Origin of the sequence: Megasphaera sp. (genome assembly GCF_047831605.1) — a bacterium.
Taxonomy (GTDB): Bacteria; Bacillota; Negativicutes; order Veillonellales; family Megasphaeraceae; genus Megasphaera; species Megasphaera intestinihominis.
This window is the reverse complement of the sequence record NZ_CP181255.1, coordinates 1,779,470-1,799,217: the sequence shown is the minus strand read 5'-3', so window position 1 is coordinate 1,799,217 and position 19,748 is coordinate 1,779,470. Positions and strand designations below refer to the sequence as shown.

22 protein-coding genes and 5 tRNA genes are annotated in these 19,748 nt (G+C 55.4%); all 27 read right to left on the bottom strand.

Going from position 1 to position 19,748, the window contains the following annotated elements:
• The 27 genes from ACFWUB_RS08600 to recA all read right to left on the bottom strand — a co-directional run bounded on the left by ACFWUB_RS08600 (position 1) and on the right by recA (position 19,700).
• Positions 1-1,290, bottom strand: coding sequence for a homoserine dehydrogenase (locus ACFWUB_RS08600; protein ID WP_020311462.1), 1,290 nt, complete (start codon positions 1,288-1,290; stop codon positions 1-3).
• 23 nt (positions 1,291-1,313) lie between these two features.
• Positions 1,314-1,763, bottom strand: a complete 450-nt coding sequence (locus tag ACFWUB_RS08595; RefSeq protein ID WP_014015913.1) for an ACT domain-containing protein — start codon at positions 1,761-1,763, stop codon at positions 1,314-1,316.
• The gene (locus tag ACFWUB_RS08590) at positions 1,760-2,692 is read right to left on the bottom strand and encodes an NAD-dependent epimerase/dehydratase family protein (RefSeq protein WP_416183816.1); all 933 of its coding nucleotides are present in this window, start codon (positions 2,690-2,692) and stop codon (positions 1,760-1,762) included. The genes ACFWUB_RS08595 and ACFWUB_RS08590 overlap by 4 nt, the downstream gene beginning before the upstream one ends.
• A 17-nt stretch (positions 2,693-2,709) precedes the next feature.
• Positions 2,710-3,558, bottom strand: coding sequence for a ChbG/HpnK family deacetylase (locus ACFWUB_RS08585; RefSeq protein ID WP_020311464.1), 849 nt, complete (start codon positions 3,556-3,558; stop codon positions 2,710-2,712).
• 96 nt (positions 3,559-3,654) lie between these two features.
• The gene (gene larC / locus ACFWUB_RS08580; RefSeq protein ID WP_239639701.1) at positions 3,655-4,101 is read right to left on the bottom strand and encodes a nickel insertion protein; all 447 of its coding nucleotides are present in this window, start codon (positions 4,099-4,101) and stop codon (positions 3,655-3,657) included.
• A 5-nt stretch (positions 4,102-4,106) separates the two neighbouring features.
• Positions 4,107-4,784, bottom strand: coding sequence for a nickel pincer cofactor biosynthesis protein LarB (gene larB, locus ACFWUB_RS08575; RefSeq protein WP_292260110.1), 678 nt, complete (start codon positions 4,782-4,784; stop codon positions 4,107-4,109).
• Positions 4,785-4,786: 2 nt separating this feature from the next.
• Positions 4,787-5,596: a TrmH family RNA methyltransferase gene (locus ACFWUB_RS08570; RefSeq protein WP_292260113.1), complete on the bottom strand. Its 810-nt coding sequence runs from the start codon at positions 5,594-5,596 to the stop codon at positions 4,787-4,789.
• A gap of 88 nt (positions 5,597-5,684) precedes the next feature.
• Positions 5,685-6,161, bottom strand: a complete 477-nt coding sequence (locus ACFWUB_RS08565) for a hypothetical protein (protein ID WP_020311469.1) — start codon at positions 6,159-6,161, stop codon at positions 5,685-5,687.
• 13 nt (positions 6,162-6,174) lie between these two features.
• Complete coding sequence (gene coaD / locus ACFWUB_RS08560; RefSeq protein ID WP_020311470.1) at positions 6,175-6,666, bottom strand: pantetheine-phosphate adenylyltransferase; 492 nt, start codon at positions 6,664-6,666, stop codon at positions 6,175-6,177.
• A gap of 3 nt (positions 6,667-6,669) precedes the next feature.
• Positions 6,670-7,227, bottom strand: a complete 558-nt coding sequence (gene rsmD, locus ACFWUB_RS08555) for a 16S rRNA (guanine(966)-N(2))-methyltransferase RsmD (protein ID WP_020311471.1) — start codon at positions 7,225-7,227, stop codon at positions 6,670-6,672.
• A gap of 54 nt (positions 7,228-7,281) precedes the next feature.
• On the bottom strand, positions 7,282-7,905 hold the full coding sequence (gene plsY, locus ACFWUB_RS08550) for a glycerol-3-phosphate 1-O-acyltransferase PlsY (protein ID WP_020311472.1): 624 nt from the start codon (positions 7,903-7,905) through the stop codon (positions 7,282-7,284).
• A complete protein-coding gene (der, locus tag ACFWUB_RS08545) occupies positions 7,902-9,233 on the bottom strand; it encodes a ribosome biogenesis GTPase Der (RefSeq protein ID WP_020311473.1) in 1,332 nt (443 codons plus the stop codon). Before der ends, plsY begins: the two co-directional genes overlap by 4 nt.
• A gap of 69 nt (positions 9,234-9,302) precedes the next feature.
• On the bottom strand, positions 9,303-11,261 hold the full coding sequence (locus ACFWUB_RS08540; RefSeq protein ID WP_302680905.1) for a bifunctional 4-hydroxy-3-methylbut-2-enyl diphosphate reductase/30S ribosomal protein S1: 1,959 nt from the start codon (positions 11,259-11,261) through the stop codon (positions 9,303-9,305).
• The gene (locus ACFWUB_RS08535; RefSeq protein ID WP_416183815.1) at positions 11,258-11,872 is read right to left on the bottom strand and encodes a lysophospholipid acyltransferase family protein; all 615 of its coding nucleotides are present in this window, start codon (positions 11,870-11,872) and stop codon (positions 11,258-11,260) included. The genes ACFWUB_RS08540 and ACFWUB_RS08535 overlap by 4 nt, the downstream gene beginning before the upstream one ends.
• The gene (gene cmk / locus ACFWUB_RS08530) at positions 11,872-12,540 is read right to left on the bottom strand and encodes a (d)CMP kinase (protein ID WP_302680906.1); all 669 of its coding nucleotides are present in this window, start codon (positions 12,538-12,540) and stop codon (positions 11,872-11,874) included. Before cmk ends, ACFWUB_RS08535 begins: the two co-directional genes overlap by 1 nt.
• Positions 12,528-13,781, bottom strand: coding sequence for an NAD(P)/FAD-dependent oxidoreductase (locus ACFWUB_RS08525; RefSeq protein WP_020723740.1), 1,254 nt, complete (start codon positions 13,779-13,781; stop codon positions 12,528-12,530). The genes cmk and ACFWUB_RS08525 overlap by 13 nt, the downstream gene beginning before the upstream one ends.
• Positions 13,782-13,793: 12 nt before the next feature.
• Positions 13,794-14,513: a pseudouridine synthase gene (locus ACFWUB_RS08520; RefSeq protein ID WP_014015898.1), complete on the bottom strand. Its 720-nt coding sequence runs from the start codon at positions 14,511-14,513 to the stop codon at positions 13,794-13,796.
• Positions 14,482-15,060, bottom strand: coding sequence for an SMC-Scp complex subunit ScpB (gene scpB / locus ACFWUB_RS08515; RefSeq protein WP_302680907.1), 579 nt, complete (start codon positions 15,058-15,060; stop codon positions 14,482-14,484). Before scpB ends, ACFWUB_RS08520 begins: the two co-directional genes overlap by 32 nt.
• Positions 15,035-15,754, bottom strand: a complete 720-nt coding sequence (locus ACFWUB_RS08510; RefSeq protein WP_416183814.1) for a segregation and condensation protein A — start codon at positions 15,752-15,754, stop codon at positions 15,035-15,037. Before ACFWUB_RS08510 ends, scpB begins: the two co-directional genes overlap by 26 nt.
• 134 nt (positions 15,755-15,888) lie before the next feature.
• Positions 15,889-15,977, bottom strand: a tRNA-Leu gene (locus tag ACFWUB_RS08505).
• A gap of 19 nt (positions 15,978-15,996) precedes the next feature.
• Positions 15,997-16,070: transfer RNA gene (locus tag ACFWUB_RS08500), tRNA-Cys, on the bottom strand.
• A gap of 5 nt (positions 16,071-16,075) precedes the next feature.
• Positions 16,076-16,150: transfer RNA gene (locus ACFWUB_RS08495), tRNA-Gly, on the bottom strand.
• Positions 16,151-16,155: 5 nt separating this feature from the next.
• Positions 16,156-16,231 (bottom strand) — tRNA-Phe (locus ACFWUB_RS08490).
• A gap of 3 nt (positions 16,232-16,234) precedes the next feature.
• Positions 16,235-16,311, bottom strand: a tRNA-Asp gene (locus ACFWUB_RS08485).
• A gap of 187 nt (positions 16,312-16,498) precedes the next feature.
• The gene (gene rny / locus ACFWUB_RS08480; protein WP_302680908.1) at positions 16,499-18,034 is read right to left on the bottom strand and encodes a ribonuclease Y; all 1,536 of its coding nucleotides are present in this window, start codon (positions 18,032-18,034) and stop codon (positions 16,499-16,501) included.
• A gap of 196 nt (positions 18,035-18,230) precedes the next feature.
• Positions 18,231-18,656 (bottom strand): regulatory protein RecX, encoded by a 426-nt coding sequence (locus ACFWUB_RS08475; protein ID WP_020309632.1) that lies wholly within the window; start codon positions 18,654-18,656, stop codon positions 18,231-18,233.
• Positions 18,657-19,700: a recombinase RecA gene (gene recA / locus ACFWUB_RS08470; protein WP_239639538.1), complete on the bottom strand. Its 1,044-nt coding sequence runs from the start codon at positions 19,698-19,700 to the stop codon at positions 18,657-18,659.
• Positions 19,701-19,748: the final 48 nt, after the last annotated feature.

Here is a 19,748-nt window from a genome sequence, read left to right as displayed (position 1 = left end):
TTACACCTCGATTACACGAATGGCATTCGCAATCTTGCGAACGCACGACAAGTCTTCGATTTTCTGGAGCGAAGCCTGGACCAGGCCTGCTGGCGATTTGTCGATGAGGATGACGATTTCAGCGATTTCTGCCGTTTCATCCTTCTGGATGAGGGAACGGATACTGATATTGTTTTCTGCCAGGACCTTGGAAACAGCCGCCAGGACGCCCGGCGCATTGTTGACGATCATGCGGATGTAGTACGGCGAGGAAATGTCGGCCTGCGGTTTGAGCTTGGCTTCGTGCCATACGTAATCCCGTTTGCCCGTCATCTTCAGGTTGCGGTGGAGGATGACGTTCATGACGTCGCTGACAACGGCACTGGCTGTCGGCAAGGAGCCGGCGCCCTGGCCGTAGAACATGACGTCGCCGACGCAGTTGCCGCGGACGCAGACGGCATTGTAAGCGCCGTCGACGTTGGCCAGCGGGTGGCCTTTGCGGATGAAGGCCGGATGGACGTTGAGGGAAATGCCGTCTTCATCCTGGCGTGCAATGGCCAGGAGCTTGATGACATAGCCCATTTCCGTGGCGTGTTCAATATCTTCTTTGCTAATGTTTTCAATGCCTTCGACATGGACGTCGTTGAAGGTCACAGCCGAGTGGAAGCCCAGCGTTGCCAGGATGGCGATCTTGCGGGCCGCATCGTAACCGCTGACGTCGTTCGTCGGGTCCGCTTCGGCATAGCCCTTTTCCTGGGCTTCCTTGAGGACGTCTTCATACGACGAGCCATAGGCGGTCATGTTGGACAAGATGAAGTTCGTCGTGCCGTTCATGATGCCGATGATTTCTTCGATGCGGTTGCTGTTGAGCGACGAATACATCGGGCGCACGATGGGGATGCCGCCGGCGACACTGGCTTCGAACTGGAAGTCCACGTTGTGCTGCTGCGATAATTTCAATAGCGGAATGCCGTAATCGGCGATGAGGTCCTTATTGGCACTGATGACGCTCTTGCCGCGCAGGAAGCACTGTTCGATGCAGTCCTTGGCAAAATCGGCGCTGCCCATGACTTCGACGACAATGTCGATTTCATCGTCGTTGATGATATCGTTGAAATCCGTCGTGAGCTGGATGGAATCAGGTAAGTCTTCCATCTTTTCGTACTTATTCAAATCGCGGATGAGGACCCGCTTGATGTTGATTTTCGTATTGAGCTGTTCTTCAATGAGCGGACCGTTCATGGCCAGTAAGTCGACAACCCCTTTTCCGACCGTACCGCAGCCTAACAAGGCAATGGAAACATTTTTCATGAGCCTACTCCCCCTTTTTTATCTTACGCTTGTCCGATGATATCGACTTTGCTGACACCGGACAGCTTTTCCAACGTTTTAATCAGTTCATCGACAGGAACGGTCATATCCTTGGTTTCGATGGACAAGCTGACATCTGCCATTCCCTGCAAGGGAATCCCCTGGTTGATGGTCAGGATACTGCCGTTATTGGCAGCGACCGTGTTGAGCACTTGCGATAATTCCCCAGGCCGGTCGAAGATCATGACCGACAAGGTGACGATTTTCCCCTGAGTCACATCGTAAAACGGGAAGACATAGTCCTTATACTTATAGTACGCACTGCGGCTCAAGTCCATCATGCGGACGGCTTCGTTGATGGTGCGCGTCTGATGATGCTTGAGGATTTCCTTGACCTTGATGGTCTTCTTGATGGCTTCGGGCAGAATGTCTTCGCGGACCAGGTAAAATTTATGGTTGCTGTCTTCTTTCACTCGGCTTCCTCCCTTTCGAGAAAATATTGATACGTCGCCATGAGGCCCGGCATGAGTTTCATCTTAGGCCGCCAGTGGAGCGTTTCGATGGCCTTGCCATTGGCCAGGGACGACCGGAAAATATCGCCCTTGCGGGCTTCTCCATAAGAAACGGCCACACCGGCATGAGAGAAATACAAGAGAATCTCTTTCAGGGCGTTGATGGTCGTCTCGATCTGGGTGCTGATGTTATAAATCCCTGACGGCACGCCGCTGTCCATAGCGGCGATATTGGCGCGGGCCACATCCTTGACGTAGACGAAGTCGCGGGACTGTTCACCGTCGCCGAAAATCGTCAGGTCCTGACCGCAGGCCAATGCTCTGGCAAAGAGGCCGACGACACCGCCTTCGCCGCCATTGCCCTGGCGTTCGCCATATACATTGGCATAGCGCAGGATGGCATAGGGCAGGCCGAACAGGCTGCCATAGAGCTGGATATACTTTTCTGCAGCCACTTTGGTCAAGCCGTAGAACGACGCCGGTGCCAGTGGTTCCGATTCGCTCAGGGGCACTTTAGGATTATCGCCATAGACGGCGGCCGACGACGAATAGATGAATTTCTGTACACCCTGACGGCGGCACTGTTCCAGGACATTAATCAGGCCGATGACGTTGAGTTCGGCATCTTCCCTGGGATGGGCCAGGGAGTAGGATACCTGGGTCTGGGCCGCTTCATGAAAGACGACGTCGAAACGGCCTTCTTCAAAGAGGGCCTGCAGGGCTGCTTCGTCGCGGATATCGCCCTCGACGAAACGGGCCTCTGTCGGAATCTGGTCCCGGCAGCCTGTACTCAGGTTATCAAAGACGGTCACGTCATGGCCGTCTTCCAGCAAGGCGTCGACGAGGTGGGAACCGATGAAGCCGGCCCCGCCGGTAACTAAAATATGCAAAGTAAGACCTCCAATCCTTACGGCAGGTCACCGTAAGTAATGAGTTCAATCTGTTTGGCTTCCAGCTGCTGGCGGATAGCCGGTGACAGCAGGGCCTGGAATTCATCCTGCCAGTGATAGCCCCAGGCAAAGGACTGGCTGAGGACAGCCGTACTGCGGCCTGGATGCATCATGATTTCATGGGTCCCAAAAGGCAGTCTGTCGATGAGATAGTGCAGATTGCTTTCCGTCATGTGCCCGCCGTCGACCATGCCCCAGAAAAAGTCCGTCGTCGTAAAGTGCAGGCGCCGGACCGAGGCCATGGCTTTCTTCGACAAGTAGGTCAGGCCGTCGCGGCCGGCAATGCGCACAGGATTGGCCGACAATACCTTATAGGAATAGGCTTCCCTGGGGATGCGCAGGCGGTGGATACCGTACTTCATCATCAGCGACTGGACGATGGACCAGACCTGCGGCAGGACGTGCAGGTGCTGGTGGCTGTCCAGGTGGTCGATGGGAAGGCCCGTAGCCATGATTTTTTCCATCTGGGCGTCGAGTTCCCGGTAGACCTGACCGTAATCGAGTTTTCCCTGACAGGCCCGCTTGATGACTTCCGTATAGCTTTCCGGCAGCAGGCCGTCGGGCTGGACCAGGGTCGGCACTTCCCTGGCCGACAGGACCGTCGGCAGAGAACCGACCAGGCTGAGATGGATGCCGATGCCCAGACCGGGACATTTCCGGGCCAGGTCGACGGCCTCGTCAAAGGCCGGGCCGTTGGCCAGCAGAGACGTGCTGGTCAGGACACCTTGGTCGCAGGCTTCGATGACGGCCTGATTGACTTCTGTATGGATGCCGAAATCATCGGCATTGATGATGACTCTGTTCATCTTTCAAACTCCCCGTCCTTTCAGGACGTACTACATAATGAGCTTAATGACTATTATACATGGACAATCGTATTTTGACAATATCCTCTGCCCATTCTATTCCGCAAATTGCCGATATGCTGCTTCCTTCACTTTGCGCTGCCAATCCTTCAGGGGCGTCCCTGTCTCAGCGGCGGCAGCCCGGCAATCATCGTATTCTGCCGATATGTTGACGACCTTGCCGTCATAGCGGCAGACCTTGCAGTGCAGGTCGCGGCCATCGACGCGGACCGTCGTGATGAGCCGGTCGCAGGCCAGGCGGGTCACTGGGAAGAAGCGGACGCCAATGGACGTCGTCTCCCTGACAATGACGCCGATGAGGGTGTCGATGAGTTCCTGACGGCACAAGACGCAGAGCATAGAGGCCATGCGGCCTTTCTTCATCATCATCGGCATGGCCCAGACATCGTTGGCGCCCTGAGCCAGGATGAGGGAAAAGACGTATTCCATGTTCTGCGGGTTCATGTCATCGATATTGGCTTCCAGCTGCCATAATGTTTCCATTTCCATCACCTCAAGCGATTCATCGTATCGGCCAGGCGGCCAGCGCCGAAGCCGTTGTCGATATTGACGACGGATACGCCGGCAGCACAGCTGTTGAGCATGGCCAGGAGGGCCGACAGGCCGTGGAAATTGGCACCATATCCGATACTGGTCGGCACAGCGATGACCGGTTTGTCGACGAGGCCGCCGACGACGCTGGCCAGAGCCCCTTCCATGCCGGCGACGACGATATTTACGTTGGCCCGGCGGATATCATCGACGCGGGCCAGGAGGCGGTGGATGCCGGCGACGCCGACGTCGTAGATGCGTTCGACGCGGTTGCCCATGATTTCCGCCGTCAAGGCCGCTTCTTCGGCAATGGGGATATCGCTCGTCCCGGCGGTAATGACCGAAATGAGGCGGTCGCCATTGACGACGGTTTTATCCTTATGCTGATAGACCATACGGGCCAATTCGTCATACTGGGCAGCCGGATGGCGTCCGGCCAGGGCGTCGTAGACGGCCTTATCGGCCCGCGTGCCGATGACGTTGTCGTACTTCTCCATAAGGATGTCCAGGATCCGTACCGACTGATCGACAGTCTTGCCGGCACAGTAGACGACTTCCGGGAAGCCGCAGCGCTGCTGACGCTGCAAGTCCAGTTTGGCAAAGCCCAAATCGAGGGTTTCCTTATTTTCTTCCATAGTTACTCCTTAAAACCATTTTTTTCCCATGCCTTATATAAGACGATGCCGACCGACATGGACAGGTTCAGCGATTCCGTATCGGGACGCATGGGGATGGTCAGTACGTCATCGCAGCAGTCCAGGAAAGGACCAGGCAGGCCGTTGCCTTCGTTGCCGAAGGCCAGGATGACAGGCTGGCTGTAGTCGGCGTCGACATACGAAACGGTCCCTTCCGGAGCCGTCCCATAGACCTGGCGGTCCTCGTCGGCACAGAACTGGTCCAGCTGTTCATCGGTCACGTCCTGGACGACGGGGACCTTGAAGATAGCCCCCATGGCACTGCGGATGGTCTTGTCATTATAGACGTCGACACTGCCTTCGCTGAGCAGGACGGCGCCGGCATTGGCCGCAGCCGCCGTGCGCAGGATGGTCCCCAGATTGCCCGGGTCCTGGATGGAGCGCAGATAGAGGACGGCCTTTTCCGGCGCAATGGCCGGCAGGCTGTCGAAAGTATAGGCAAAGAAAGGCAGCATGGCCGCCAATCCCTGGGGCGTCCTGGTGTCTTTCAGCTTGTCATAGACGCTGTCGGTGACGGCATAAAAAGTCCATCCCAATTCGAGGCCTCTGGCATAGAGGGCTTCAAAGCCATCCAGGGCCCGCCCCTTTTCCGAGACGAAGCAGATGGCATCGGGAATAGCCATGGCCGCTGCGTCGGCAATGACCCGCAGGCCTTCGACGAAGACGCGCTGATGGGCCTGGCGGCCTTTCTTCTGCTTCAGGGAGCAGGCCATCTTGACCCACTGGTTGTCGCGGGACGTAATTTCGTTCATAGTACCTCCTATCTACCCGCCATGCGGATAAAAAAAGGGACCTCGCATGATAACTTTCATGCGACAGTCCCTCTCGTATAAGCCATGATTACTGCTGATCCGGCTTGTCGTCCTGATGTCCGTTATTCTTGAGCAGGCTTTCGCGGTTCTGCTGGATGCTGGACAAGGTCTTTTCCAATGTCGATTCAACGTATTTGAGGACATCGCCGGCATAGGTAATGGAGCTGTTCTTCAGCTGTTCCGACGAATCGTTGGCATTCTGGATGATCTGGTTGGCATGTTCCTGAGCCTGCCGTACCAGTTCGCTTTCTTCTGTCAATTTGGCAATATAATCCTTGGCCTGGGCGACCATGCTTTCGGCATGATGCTGGGCATCGGAAATGATCTTATCTTTTTCGGACAAGACTTTCTTGGCCTGTTCCAATTCGGCCGGCATGGATTCTTTCAAATCGTCGATGATCTGAAGGATTTCTTCTTCTTCGACCATCTTCTTATTGGTAAAAGGCATCTTCGAGGCGTTCATTACCAAACTTTCCAAATCTTCTAACAGTTTATCCGAATTCATGTATTCTCCACTCCTAAGCATTGTACTTGTCTGCAAACTTCTCTTTCAGTTTCTGTTCGACATAATCGGGAACCATATCGTCGAGCTTGCCGCCGAAGCAGGCCAGTTCGCGGATACCTGTCGAGCTGATATACGAATACTGGGTACTGGTCATGATGAAGACCGTTTCGATACGCGGTTCCACCTTCTTCATGAGCAGGGCCCGCTGGAATTCGTATTCAAAATCGCTCAGGGCGCGCAGGCCGCGGATGATGATAGTCGCACCGTGTTCGATGGCATATTCGTTGAGCAGGCCATGGAAGCTGACGACTTCGATGTTGGGAATGTGTTTTGTCGTTTCCCGCAACATCTCTTCCCGTTCTGCCATCGAGAACAAGGGCTTCTTTGACGGGTTCTCAAAGACAGCGACGATGAGCTTGTCGACAAGCTGGCTCCCCCGTTCAAAAATGTCAATGTGTCCGTTGGTGACAGGATCAAAACTGCCGGGACAAATACCGATTCGCACTTTCTAGACTCCTTCCTGACGACGGCGGATAAAGGCAATCCGCGTGTCTTTCCCATAGGATTTTTCTCTGATGACCTCATACAATGGGCTCTCCGTTATACCTTCGTTCCGGCTGTATTCCATCAGAATCAATCCTCCCGGAGCCAGCAAATCGTATTCACCTATCAAAGCGATTGTATCGTTCACCAAATTTTTGTTATACGGCGGGTCCGCAAAGATATAATCAAATTTGCGTCCCTGCAGCCGTGCCAGGGCTTTGGCCGAGTTAAGGCGCAGCACTTCGACGCAGTCTGCAAAGCCGCAAAGGGCTGCATTCTGGCGGATGAGCTGCTGCGTGTAATGGTCGATGAAGACAGCCGATGCCGCACCGCGGCTCAGCGCTTCCAGACCGAGGGCACCCGTACCGGCAAAGATATCGAGGACAGCGGCACCGCGCAGGCCGCCGCTGTTTTCGAGGATGTTGAAGAGACTTTCCCGCGTACGGTCCAGCGTCGGCCGGGTCAGCATCCCCTTCGGGGACTTCAGGACCCGTCCTCTGGCACTGCCGGATATGATTCTCATAGGATCACCTGCTCGTACATAGTTAATTATACACGTTTTTTATTACATATCAATCTATTTTTTCTTAATTCGTTCGACCTTCAGTTCCTTGCCGTGCATGAGGCGGATAATGTTGTCTTTATGGCGCACGACGACCAGCAGGGCTGCCAGCAGGCCGAAAATCGTCAGCGGCAGAGGTTCGTTGAAAAAGAACATGGTAACGGGCACCAGGATGGCCGCTACGATGGAACCGAGGGAGACGATGCGCGTCAGGGCGACGATGACGGCCCAGACGCAGAAGACGATGAGCGTTTCCCACGGGGCCAGGAACAGGATGATGCCCAGGCCCGTGGCGACGCCTTTGCCGCCTTTGAACTTGAGGAAAATCGAGCACGAATGGCCGACGATGGCCAGCAGGCCGCCGGCGATCATGAAGTAGATCTGCGTGTCCGTACTGCCCAGGCCCGACTGGCTGGCGACCTGGCCGAGGTAGACGCCGAGCATCCCCTTGGCGACATCGCAGATGAGGACCAGCAGGCCGCCGACGGCGCCGAGGACGCGGTAGGCGTTGGTCGCCCCCGTGTTATGGCTGCCGTAGTCCCTGATATCCGTATGATACAAGGCCTTGCCGATGACCAGACCGCTTGGGAAGGACCCGGCGATATAGGCCAGTACCAGGCAGAGGATTCCGAGCATCATAAGCTTTCACCGTCCTTCTTCCCGCGCAGGATGAGCCGGATCGGCGTCCCTTCAAAGCCGAAGGTTTCGCGCAGGCGGTTTTCCAGAAAGCGCAGGTACGAGAAATGCATGAGCTGCGGTTCGTTGACAAAGAGGATGAACGTCGGCGGCTGGACCGAAGCCTGGGTCATGTAGTAAATCTTGAGCAGCTTGCCGCCCTTGGCCGGTGGCGGATTGGTCAGCTGGGCATCTTCGATGAGTTCGTTGAGGACGCTCGTCGACACGCGCATGTGCTGCTGTTCCGACACGAACTTGACCATGTCGGCCAGGCGGTTGATGCGCTGCTTGGTCAGGGCCGAAGCGAAGAGGATGGGCGCATACTGGAGGAAAGCCAGTTCGCGGCGGATGTCTTCTTCAAATTTGTGGCTCGTCTTGCTGTCCTTTTCGACGAGGTCCCACTTGTTGACGACGATGATGCAGCCCTTGCCGGCTTCATGGACGTAACCGGCGATCTTCGTATCCTGTTCGGTCACGCCTTCTGTGGCATCGATGACCAGGACGGCGATATCCGAACGGTCGACGGCGCGCAGGGCCCGGACGACGCTATAGCGTTCGACAGGCATGTCGATCTTGGCCTTGCGGCGCATACCGGCCGTATCGATGAGGACGAAATCCGTCCCTTCATAGGACCAGTGGGTATCGATGGAATCGCGCGTCGTCCCCGGCACGTTGCTGACGATGACCCGTTCCTGCCCCAGGAGGGCATTGGTCAGGGATGACTTGCCGACATTCGGCCGGCCGACGAGGGCGATGTGGATGGCTTCGTCGTCATCGTCCATGGCCGGGACTTTCTTGATGTACTTCAGGACTTCGTCGAGGAGGTCGCCGAGGTTCATCAGGTTGACAGCCGAGACGCCGATGGGGTCGCCCAGGCCGAGGCTGTAAAATTCGTAGATATTCATTTCTTGTTCGACGCTGTCGATCTTGTTGACGACCAGGATGACCGGCTTGCCGCATGAGCGGAGGAGGTGGGCGATTTCTTCATCCTGAGGCTGGACGCCGACTTTGCCGTCGACGACATAGAGGATGACGTCGGCTTCGCGGATGGCCAGTTCAGCCTGATAACGCATACTGGTAAAGATATGGTTATCTGAATCGACGAATTCGATGCCGCCCGTATCGATCATGGTGAATTCCTGGCCGAGCCATTCGGCGTCGAAATAAATGCGGTCGCGCGTCACGCCGGGAATGTCTTCGACGATGGAAATGCGCTTCTTGACAATGGCATTGAAGAGCGTCGATTTGCCGACGTTCGGACGCCCGACGACAGCGACTAAGGGTTTGTACATGGCAGAATCCTTTCTATAGACGAAAAAAGGATAACCGGTAGAGCCCGGCTATCCCCTTTTTGTGAAACCTTAGTTGTTTTCTTCTTCTTTATCCTGGTTATCGAGATAGTTGCGAACTTCCTGTTCTTCTTCATCTTTCTGAATGGCCAAGACGCTGAGAGAAATCTTTTTCTTATCCGTATCGATGCCGATGATCTTGACGTTCATGACATCGCCGATGTTGACCAGGTCTTTGACAGCAACGCCGCGTTTTTCCGTCAATTCGGAAATGTGGAGCAAGCCCTGCAATTCCGGATCGATGGCCAGGATAGCGCCGAAGGGCAGGAGCTTCTTGACTTCGCCTTTGACGATATCGCCGACTTCAAATTTTTCGATAGCAGCGATCCAGGGGTTCTTCTGGAGTGCTTTCAAGGACAAGGAAATACGGTTCCGTTCTTTATCGAATTTCTGAACGAGGACCTGGAGTTTTTCACCCGTATGGAGAACGGCATCGACAGAGCTGATGCGTTTCCAGGAAATGTCGGAAATGTGGAGCAGGCCTTCTACGCCGCCGAGATCGATGAATGCACCATAGGGCATGATCTTGACGACCGTGCCTTCGAGGACAGCGCCTTCTTCAATGTGTTTGAGGGCTTCTTCGCGTTTTGCTTCGCGTTCTGCTTCGAGGACGGCTTTGCGGGAAAGGACGAGGCGGTTCTTGTGTTCGTCGATGTCGATGACTTTGACCTGGAAGGTCTGGCCTACGAGATAGTCCAAAGATTTAACGAATTTGATATCGCCCTGGGAAAGGGGAATGAAACCACGCAGGGATTTGATGGAAACGACAAGGCCAGCCTTGTTCGTTTCTTTACCTGTACATTCGACGAGCTGGTCGTTTTCAAAAGCATCGCGGACTTCTTTCCAGTCTTCGACTTTTTTCATCTTGACGAGGGAAACGACGATAGCTCCTTCTTCTTTGATGTTGTTGGCGATTTCAACAGTCAGTTCGTCGCCGACTTTGACAAAGTCACTTGCTTTTTCCGGAGCGGGAACAGCCATTTCCTTTTTCGGCAGGATTGCTTCTGCTTTCGTACCGATGGAAACATAGGCAGCATCATCATTCACAGAAATAACCGTGCCTTTGACCACGTCACCTTTCTTTGGATTTTCTTCATAGTCATACTTGTCCAGCAATTCTTCACTCATTACTTCTGTGCCTTCAGCTTGCAAATTTTCCATAATCTTAACAACCTCCTGTATTATCCAATCCGGCGTGGAAGCACCGGCTGTAATGCCTATATGATTCATACCACGGAACCAGGCCGTATCCAATTCGGCTGCTGTTTCGATGTGGTATGTCGGGCAATCCTGTTCACGGCATACCTGCGCGAGGCGACCTGTGTTGGCGCTGTTCTTGCCGCCAATGACGATCATGGCGTCCACATGGCCTGCCAGTTCTATCGCTGCCTGCTGACGCTGCTGCGTCGCCGTGCATATGGTCATATGCACATCGAGATGATTGGTCTTTCGTTGCAGGATAGCGGCGATACGCTTGAATTGCTCTTGAGAGAACGTCGTCTGGACGACGACTCCCATAGAATCGCAAAAGGGAATTTTTTCAGCTTCTTCTTCCCTATCTATTATAATAGCATGATTTGCCCCCCATTGTGAAATGCTAATTACTTCAGGATGGGATTTTTCTCCTACTATTATGAGTTTTTCGCCCTTTTCGACGATGTTTTTAGCGTCTTGTTGGGCCTTTTTGACGTGTGGACACGTCGCATCTATGACTTTTAGTTCTTTTTGGTCAGCCTGTTCATAGACATCCGGGCCGACTCCGTGAGAGCGTATCAGGACGACAGCCCCCTTGTCGACATCGTCCAGCGAGTCGACCGGCGATACGCCATGAGCGGCTAAACGCCCGACAACTTGCGGATTGTGGATGATGGGCCCCAGGGTATGCGTCCCCTTTTCGGCCTGCCCCGCAAGCTCGACAGCCCGGCGCACACCATAGCAAAAGCCACAGGCCGCGGCGAGAGTTACTTTCATTTTGCGTCCCCTTTATACTGATTTTGCATAGCTATGATAATATCGCGGATTTCGTCGGAAAAACCTTTGACCAAGTCGCGATCCGATGCCTTTCCCTGCGGTGCCGGGACGGGTTTGCCAAAGATGACCCGGACGGGACCGGTCTTTTTCGGCAGGAATTCGGAATTGACGATAGCTGCCGGCAGGACCGGCACCTTGGCCTTGATGGCGATTCCGGCAAAGCCTTCATGGAAAGGCCCGACTTTGCCGCCCCGCGTCCGCTTCCCTTCAGGGAAAATCCCCAGGACCTCGCCGCTCTTCAGGACCCGAAAGGACTCGATGACGGCTTTGCGGTCGATGTGGCCGCGGTGGACCGGGAAGGTGTGGACATAGCGCAGGAACCAGCCCATGAGGGGATTGCGGAACAATTCCTCTTTAGCCATGAAATGGATCAGATGGTGGCGCATGGCCGTCCCCAGCAGGAGCGGATCGAAATTGCTGGCATGATTGCAGACAACCAGGAACGGCCCCTTTTCGGGGATGTTCTCTTCACCGATGACTTCCATGCCCAGGACGCCGTAGGTAGCGACATTGAAAATCTTGCGGATCACGCCATATGTAAAGGTATGCATCAGCCTCGCTCCTTCATCAGGCCCAGGATGACGTCGGCCGTCTGCTCTAAATCGAGATCGCTGTTGTCGACGACGATGGCATCGTCGGCCTTCTTCAGCGGCGAAACGGCGCGGTGCGAATCCATATCGTCGCGGGCGGCGATACTGGCAGCGATTTCTTCATACGTCTCGCTGCCACCTTTGGCCTGGACTTCCAAATAACGGCGGCGGGCCCGGGAATCGACAGACGCCGTCAGGAAGATCTTGAGGTCTGCCTGGGGCAGGACGACAGTCCCGATATCGCGGCCGTCGAGGATGACGCCGCCTTCTTTGGCCATGGCCTGTTGTAATTTTACCAGTTTTTCCCGTACGACTGCAAGAGCCGCGACGGCAGAAACATGGGAAGATACGCGCTGGGTCCGGATGGCTTCGGTCACTTCCGTCGGTCCGACGTAGACGCGGCACAGGTCTGCCTGCGGTTCCAGGCGGATATCAATGGTATCGACGAGGTCACGGACCGCTTTTTCATCAGAAAGGTCGATGCCTTTTTCCAGGACGGCCCAAGTAAAGGCCCGGTACATGGCACCCGTATCGATATACAAGTAATGGACCCGGTTGGCCAGGACCTTGGCGACACTGCTCTTGCCCGCTCCGGCCGGCCCATCAATGGCAACCGTCAATTTTCGCATGGTATGCACTCCTTTGTAGCGGCCGCCGTTCCGGCGACGAAGCCCGTCGAAAAGGCTGCCTGCAGATTATAGCCGCCTGTAAAGGCGTCGATGTCGATGACTTCTCCGGCAAAATAGAGATTGGGGACAAGTTTCGACTCCATCATCTTGGGATTGATTTCCTTGACGGCAATGCCGCCAGCCGTGACGATGGCTTCTTCAATGGGACGCGTCCCGGTCACGGTCAGGCTCAGGGCCTTGAGGGTATCGACCAGGTCCTGCCGCTGTTCCCGGGAAATCTGGTTGACCGGACAGGCAGCGGCGATGCCGGCCTGGTCGAGGACGATGGGGATGAGCCGCTGCGGCAGGAGGTCCTTCAGCCCATTGGCGGCTTCTTTGCGGATGTATTTCTCGAAATCCCGCCGCAGCCGGGCGTCGAGCTTTTCCTTGGACAAAGCCGGTTTGAGGTCGATGCGCAGCTGCATGGGAAAAACGCAGGACTTCTTATGGGCCGCCTCGGTACTGAGCATGAGGATGATCGGCCCGGACACGCCGAAATGAGTGAAGAGCATCTCGCCGAAATGAGAGGCAGCTTTCTTGCCCCGCTTCCACAGCGACGCTTCGACATTGCGCAGGGACAGGCCCGACAGGGTGTGAGGCCAGGTTTCTTCCGTCGTAAAGGGAATGAGCGACGGTTTCAGCTCCGTCACGCTGTGTCCCAGGCTGCGGGCAAAGCCGTAGCCGTCGCCTGTCGAACCGGTCACGGGATAGGACATGCCGCCCGTCGTGATGATACAGGCGTCGCCTTCGTAATTCCCCGACGCCGCACTGACGACCATGCGGCTGCCCCAGGCCTTGACGGCGTGGACGGCGTTGCTCAGATGGAGGTCGACGCCCTTCTGGCAGAGCTTGCGATAGAAGAGCTTGCGCACTTCGATGGCACTGTCCGACTGGGGGAAGATGCGGCCGCCCCGTTCCTCCTTGGTAGCCAGGCCCCAGGTATGCAATTTATCCAGCAGATCCTGATTGGTAAATTGTTCATACGCACTGTAGAGGAATTTGCCGTGGCCCGGCGTATGGGCGATGAAATCGGCCATGCTGCACGAATTGGTCAGATTGCAGCGGCCCTTGCCGGTAATGCCCATCTTCTTGCCGACGATATCATTTTTTTCAAATAAGTGTACCCTGGCCCCGGCTTCTGCCGCGGCCAGCGCAGCCATAATGCCGGCCGCACCGGCACCGATGACGAGTATTTCCTTCATAAGCACTCCTGTTTATTTATATTTGTAGAGTTCCGCCACTTCTTCGCGGGTCAGCTTGCGATAGGCCCCGCGCTTGACGCCGCTCAGGGTCAGGAAGGCGTACTGGACGCGGCGCAGGTTGTGGACCTGGTAGCCGAAGAACTCGAACATGCGGCGGACCTGGCGGTTGCGTCCTTCGTGGATGGTGATTTCCACACTGGTCAGGTTCGTCTTCGGGTCATAGCCGATATAGTAGACATCGGCCGGGGCCGTCATGCCGTCCTTCAGCTCGACGCCGTCTGCCAGGTGCTGCAGGACCGAATCGGCAATGCGCCCTTTGACCTTGACTTCATAAGTCTTGTCGACGAGGCGGCTGGGATGCATGAGGATGTTGGCCAGTTCACCGTCATTGGTCATGATCAGCAGGCCTTCCGTATTCTGGTCCAGGCGGCCGACGGCGTAGATGCGGTCCTTTTCCTTCCTGAAATAGTCCATGACCGTCGCCCGGCCCTGGTCATCGCTCGACGTGGTGATGACACCCTTGGGCTTGTTGAACAGATAATAATGCTTCGGCTGCGCTTCCAGGGTCTTGCCGTCGACGGCAATGCGGTCCTTGTCGGGGTCGACTTTCGTCCCCAGTTCGCGGACGATGACGCCGTTGACGCGGACGCGCCCTTCTAATATCATCTTTTCCGAAGCGCGCCGCGAAGCGACACCGCAGTTACTCATCACTTTCTGTAACCGTTCTTCCATCAGTTGCATCCTCCGTAATATCTGCCGGCATGCGGCCGGCTAAATCGGCCAGGGAATCCATGCCGATACATTCTAAAAAATAAGCAGACGTGCCGTATAAAATCGGCCGCCCTGGGCTGTCCTTGCGCCCCAGTTCGACGACGAGGCCCTGCTGGACCAGCGACGTCAGGACCCGTTCTGACGAGACACCGCGCAGCTTTTCGATTTCAGCCCGCGTAATCGGCTGTTTGAAGGCGACGATGGCCAATACTTCCAGTGCCATAGAGGACAACTCCGTCGTCCCCGTCCGGACCCATTGCAGGGCATCGTGGAGGTCCGGCCGCGTGACCAGCTGAAAGCCGCCGGCGACGCGGATGAGGACGATACCCCGCCGCTGGCTGCTGAGCAGGTGCTGCAGGCGGTCTGCCGTCACTTCCGTTTCGGCCTGGGTCCAGCCCGTATGGGCGCAGATGGCCGTCACCGTCATGGGGTCGCCGCTCAGAAAGAGCAGAGCTTCCAGCAGAGCCGTAGGCTCGATGGTATCAGTTTGGCGTGTATCGTAAGGCAATGGTATTCCCATCCTCTCCTTCAGCAACAGTAGCGCACTGGCCAACTTTCAGCAGTTCCAGGACGGCCAGGAAGGTGACGACCAGTTCGACCCGGGACCGGCAGGTCCGGAATATGGCGTCGACGGCCATCGTCCCCTGGGCACGGCGCAGGGCGTACGTGACGCGGCGCATGCACTCTTCGACGCTGTAGATTTCCTTCTGTATGCGGATTTCTACGGCTGTCGGCTCGGGAAGGGCCTGGCAGACCTTGTGGAACGCCTGGTAGAGGGCCTCTGTGTCGATGTGGCCGGCAAAGCGGGCCTCATAGGGCATGGCCGTCGGCAGGCGCCCCAGCATGAGGCTGCGGGCATCCCACAACTGTCCCATAGCCTGGGACAGGGCTTTCATCTTTTTATATTCGACGAGCTGGCGGACCAGCGCTTCCTGCGGGCCTTCTTCCTCCTCTTCAGCCAGTTTCGGCTGCTTAGGCAGCAGCAGGCGCGATTTGATCTGCAACAGCGTCGCTGCCATGACGAAGAACTTGCTGGCATAATCGACATCGAATGTGTCGATGTCCGCTACGTAGGCGTTGAACTGGTCTGTAATCTCGACGATAGGTATGTTATAAATATCGACTTTGTTCTTTTCGATGAGATAGAGCAGCAGGTCCAGGGGACCTTCAAAATCCGATACTTTATACTTGTATTCTGTCATGATTCATTATAACTCATTTTCCCATGAATGTGAATTTCACTGGACTGCGAAAAGGAGCTGTCCTAAGACAGCTCCTTTCTTTTGCAAGGGACTCGTCGGCCACGGCCAACGCCGCTCACACGCTCGTTGTTTTTTGGTGCCGGGGACCGGAATCGAACCGGTACGGATATCTCTATCCGACGGATTTTAAGTCCGTTGCGTCTGCCAGTTCCGCCACCTCGGCATGACGAAAGATGAAAATATGGAGGCGGCACCCAGAATCGAACTGGGGATGAAGGTTTTGCAGACCTCTGCCTTACCGCTTGGCTATGCCGCCATATATGGAGCGGAAAACGAGACTCGAACTCGCGACCCCCACCTTGGCAAGGTGATGCTCTACCACTGAGCTACTTCCGCATTTGTGGTGCTCAGGGACGGAATTGAACCGCCGACACGGGGATTTTCAGTCCCCTGCTCTACCGACTGAGCTACCTGAGCAATTGGCGACCCCGATCAGATTTGAACTGACGATCTTCGCCGTGACAGGGCGACATGTTAAACCGCTACACCACGGGGCCACTTTCTTTCGTTCTTTCGAGGTTGTTTCGGTATTTCTTAGTGCCTCGAACAAAAACTATTCTACTACAAGAAGGATGTTTTGGCAAGTACTTTTTTTTATTTTTTTCAAACTTTTTTTGTAGGAATGAAAAAGACGCCCGTCATGGCCGAAGCCATCACCGGGCGTCCTGATGAATTCAAAAAAGGTTATTTTGCATAATCCACCATCCGCGTTTCGCGGATGACGACGACTTTGATCTGACCTGGGTATTCCAGTTCCGCTTCGATGCGTTTGACGATGTCGTGGACCAGCAGGACACAGTCCGATTCATCCAGCTTGTCCGGCTTGACCATGACGCGGATTTCGCGGCCGGCCTGGATGGCGAAGCAGTCTTCGACGCCATCGAAAGATTCGGCGATTTCTTCGAGTTTCGTCAGGCGTTTCAGATAGTTTTCCAGCGTTTCCCGGCGGGCACCCGGACGGGCAGCCGATACGGCATCTGCCGCCGACACCAGGACGGCTTCGACGCTGTGCGCTTCTTCATCGCCGTGATGGGCAGCGATGCAGTTGACGACCAGCTTGGATTCGCCGTATTTCTTGGCGATTTCCGTACCGATCGAAACGTGAGTCCCTTCCAGTTCGTGGTCCAGGGCCTTGCCGATATCGTGGATGAGCCCGGCCCGTTTGGCCAGGTTTTCATCGACGCCCAGTTCAGCGGCCATGATGCCGGCCAGCTGAGAGACTTCGATGGAATGGCGCAGGACATTCTGGCCATAACTGGTACGATAACGCAGGCGGCCGAGGATTTTGATGAGTTCAGGATGCAGACCGTGAACGCCCGTTTCATACGTCGCCTGTTCGCCAGCTTCGCGGATCTTCTGATTGACTTCTTTGCGGGCCTTTTCGACCATTTCTTCAATGCGTGCCGGATGGATACGGCCATCGGCAATCAGTTTTTCCAGAGCAATGCGGGCGATTTCACGGCGTATGGGATCAAAGCACGACAAGATGACCGCTTCCGGCGTATCGTCGATGATGAGATCGACGCCGGTCAGCGTTTCAATAGCCCGGATATTGCGTCCTTCACGGCCGATGATGCGGCCTTTCATTTCATCGTTCGGCAGGGAAACGACAGATACTGTCGTTTCGGCGACGTGGTCAGCAGCACAGCGCTGGATGGCCATGGAAATAATTTCCCGGGCCTTGCCTTCGGCTTCTTCCTTGGCCTGGTCTTCCAGGTTCTTGATCATCTGCGCCGTTTCGTGCTTCACTTCGGTCTGGACGTTGTTCAGGAGCAATTCCTTGGCATCTTCATATGTCAAGCCGGAAATCCGTTCCAGTTCAGCCATCTTCTGTTCATGAAGGGCTTCGATTTTTTCCTGCATCCGCGTCACTTCATCTTCCTTACGCTGCAGGGCATCTTCCTTCTTTTCCATGGAATCAGATTTCTTGTCCAAATGTTCTTCTTTCTGCAACAGGCGCCGTTCAAAACGCTGCAATTCATTGCGGCGTTCCTTGTATTCCTGTTCCGCGTCGTTGCGCATCTTGTGGACTTCTTCCTTCCCTTCCAGGACGAGTTCCTTCTTACGGGCTTCTGCGTTCTGCTGGGCCGTGGCAATGATGCGCTGTGCTTCGACTTCGGCCTGGCCGATCTTGCCTTCGGCGATCTTCTTACGGTAAATATAGCCCGTGCCGCCGCCGATGAGACCGCAGGCGACTGCTGCAGCAATAATCGTTAGCATAGTAATGGATTCACCTCCCCTTTCACAAAAAAAAGCCGAACTCGCAGTCCGGCTTTTTTTATGAGTATGTAAAATTTACTTCATGTTCAAAAAACCTACAATTATGCAAAATATAGACCAGTGTATCAAACCGGCTCTCTTAATTGTAAATTTTTTTTATATCAATGTCAAGATAGACTTAGTCAAGATTAACGTATCAATGGACCGTAAAATCTTCCAGGACGTCCCGTATGACTGAGGGCGAAAAGCCGCGGTACTGTAAAAAACGGGCCGCCTTGCGGGCTTCATCGGCACGATAAGAGAACTTGCGCTTCACCAGGTTCCCGGCCAGGGCGTATTCATCGGGCCGCTCGACGTCTTCCGGTACGGGCAGGCAGCGGCGGCGCAGGCGGTTGACGATATACAAGTGGCCGTACTGCCCTTTGCGGGCATAATAGCGGTACACGTCACGGGCCAGGCGCTGGTCGTCGAGGAAGTGTTCCCCTTCCAGAGCAGCCACGACGTCCTTGAGGACGTCGTCGTCAACACCGCGGCGGCGCAGCTTGGCCTTCAGCTCCCCTTCGCTGAGAAAGCGGACGTTGAGGAGCTGCAAGGCTTTTTCATAAGCTTCGCGATAATCCATTTAGGCTTCGTCGCTGTTTTCAGCAGTTGTATCCGCCGCATCCAGGGACGCCGTATCTTCTTCTTCCATGGCTTCGTCGAATTTTTCCGGTTCTGCTGCCAGGGTATCGCGGATGATCTTTTCCACTTCGTCCGTGATTTCCGGATGTTCCTTCATGAAAATCTTGACGTTTTCCTTCCCCTGGCCCAGGCGTTCACCCTTATAGGAATACCAGGTGCCGCTCTTTTCGATGATATCCATAGATGTACCCAGGTCGAGGACCGTGCCTTCGCGGGAAATGCCCGTGCCGTACATGATGTCGAATTCGCAGTGCTTGAAAGGTGGAGCCACTTTATTCTTGACGACTTTGACCCGCGCCCGGTTGCCGATGACATCGCCGCCGGACTTGATGGCTTCGCCCTTGCGGATTTCCATGCGGATCGAAGCGTAGAATTTCAGGGCCCGGCCGCCAGTCGTCGTTTCCGGGTTGCCGAACATGACGCCGACTTTTTCGCGGAGCTGGTTGATGAAGATGACGATGGTTTTGGACTTGGAAATGATGCCCGTCAGTTTGCGCAGGGCCTGGCTCATGAGGCGGGCCTGGAGACCGACGTGGGAATCGCCCATTTCCCCTTCGATTTCCGCTTTCGGGACCAGGGCGGCTACGGAGTCGACGACGATGATGTCGACGGCGCCGCTGCGGACGAGTTCTTCCGTGATTTCCAAGGCCTGTTCGCCATTATCGGGCTGGGAAATGAGCAGTTCATTCGTGTCGACGCCGAGGTGGCGGGCATAGACCGGATCCAGGGCGTGTTCGGCATCGATGAAAGCGGCAATGCCGCCGCTCTTCTGGGCCGAGGCGATGGCATGCAGGGCCAGGGTCGTCTTGCCTGACGATTCAGGACCGTAGATTTCGATGACGCGGCCGCGGGGATAACCGCCGACGCCGACGGCCAGGTCGACGGCCAGGGAACCCGATGAGATGACTTCCAGGTTCATCTTGTCGGCGACGTCGCCGAGGCGCATGATGGCGCCTTTGCCGAAATCCTTTTCAATCTTGCGCATTGCATTTTCAAGTGCTGTCTGTTTTGCGTCCAAATTGTCTCCTCCTAA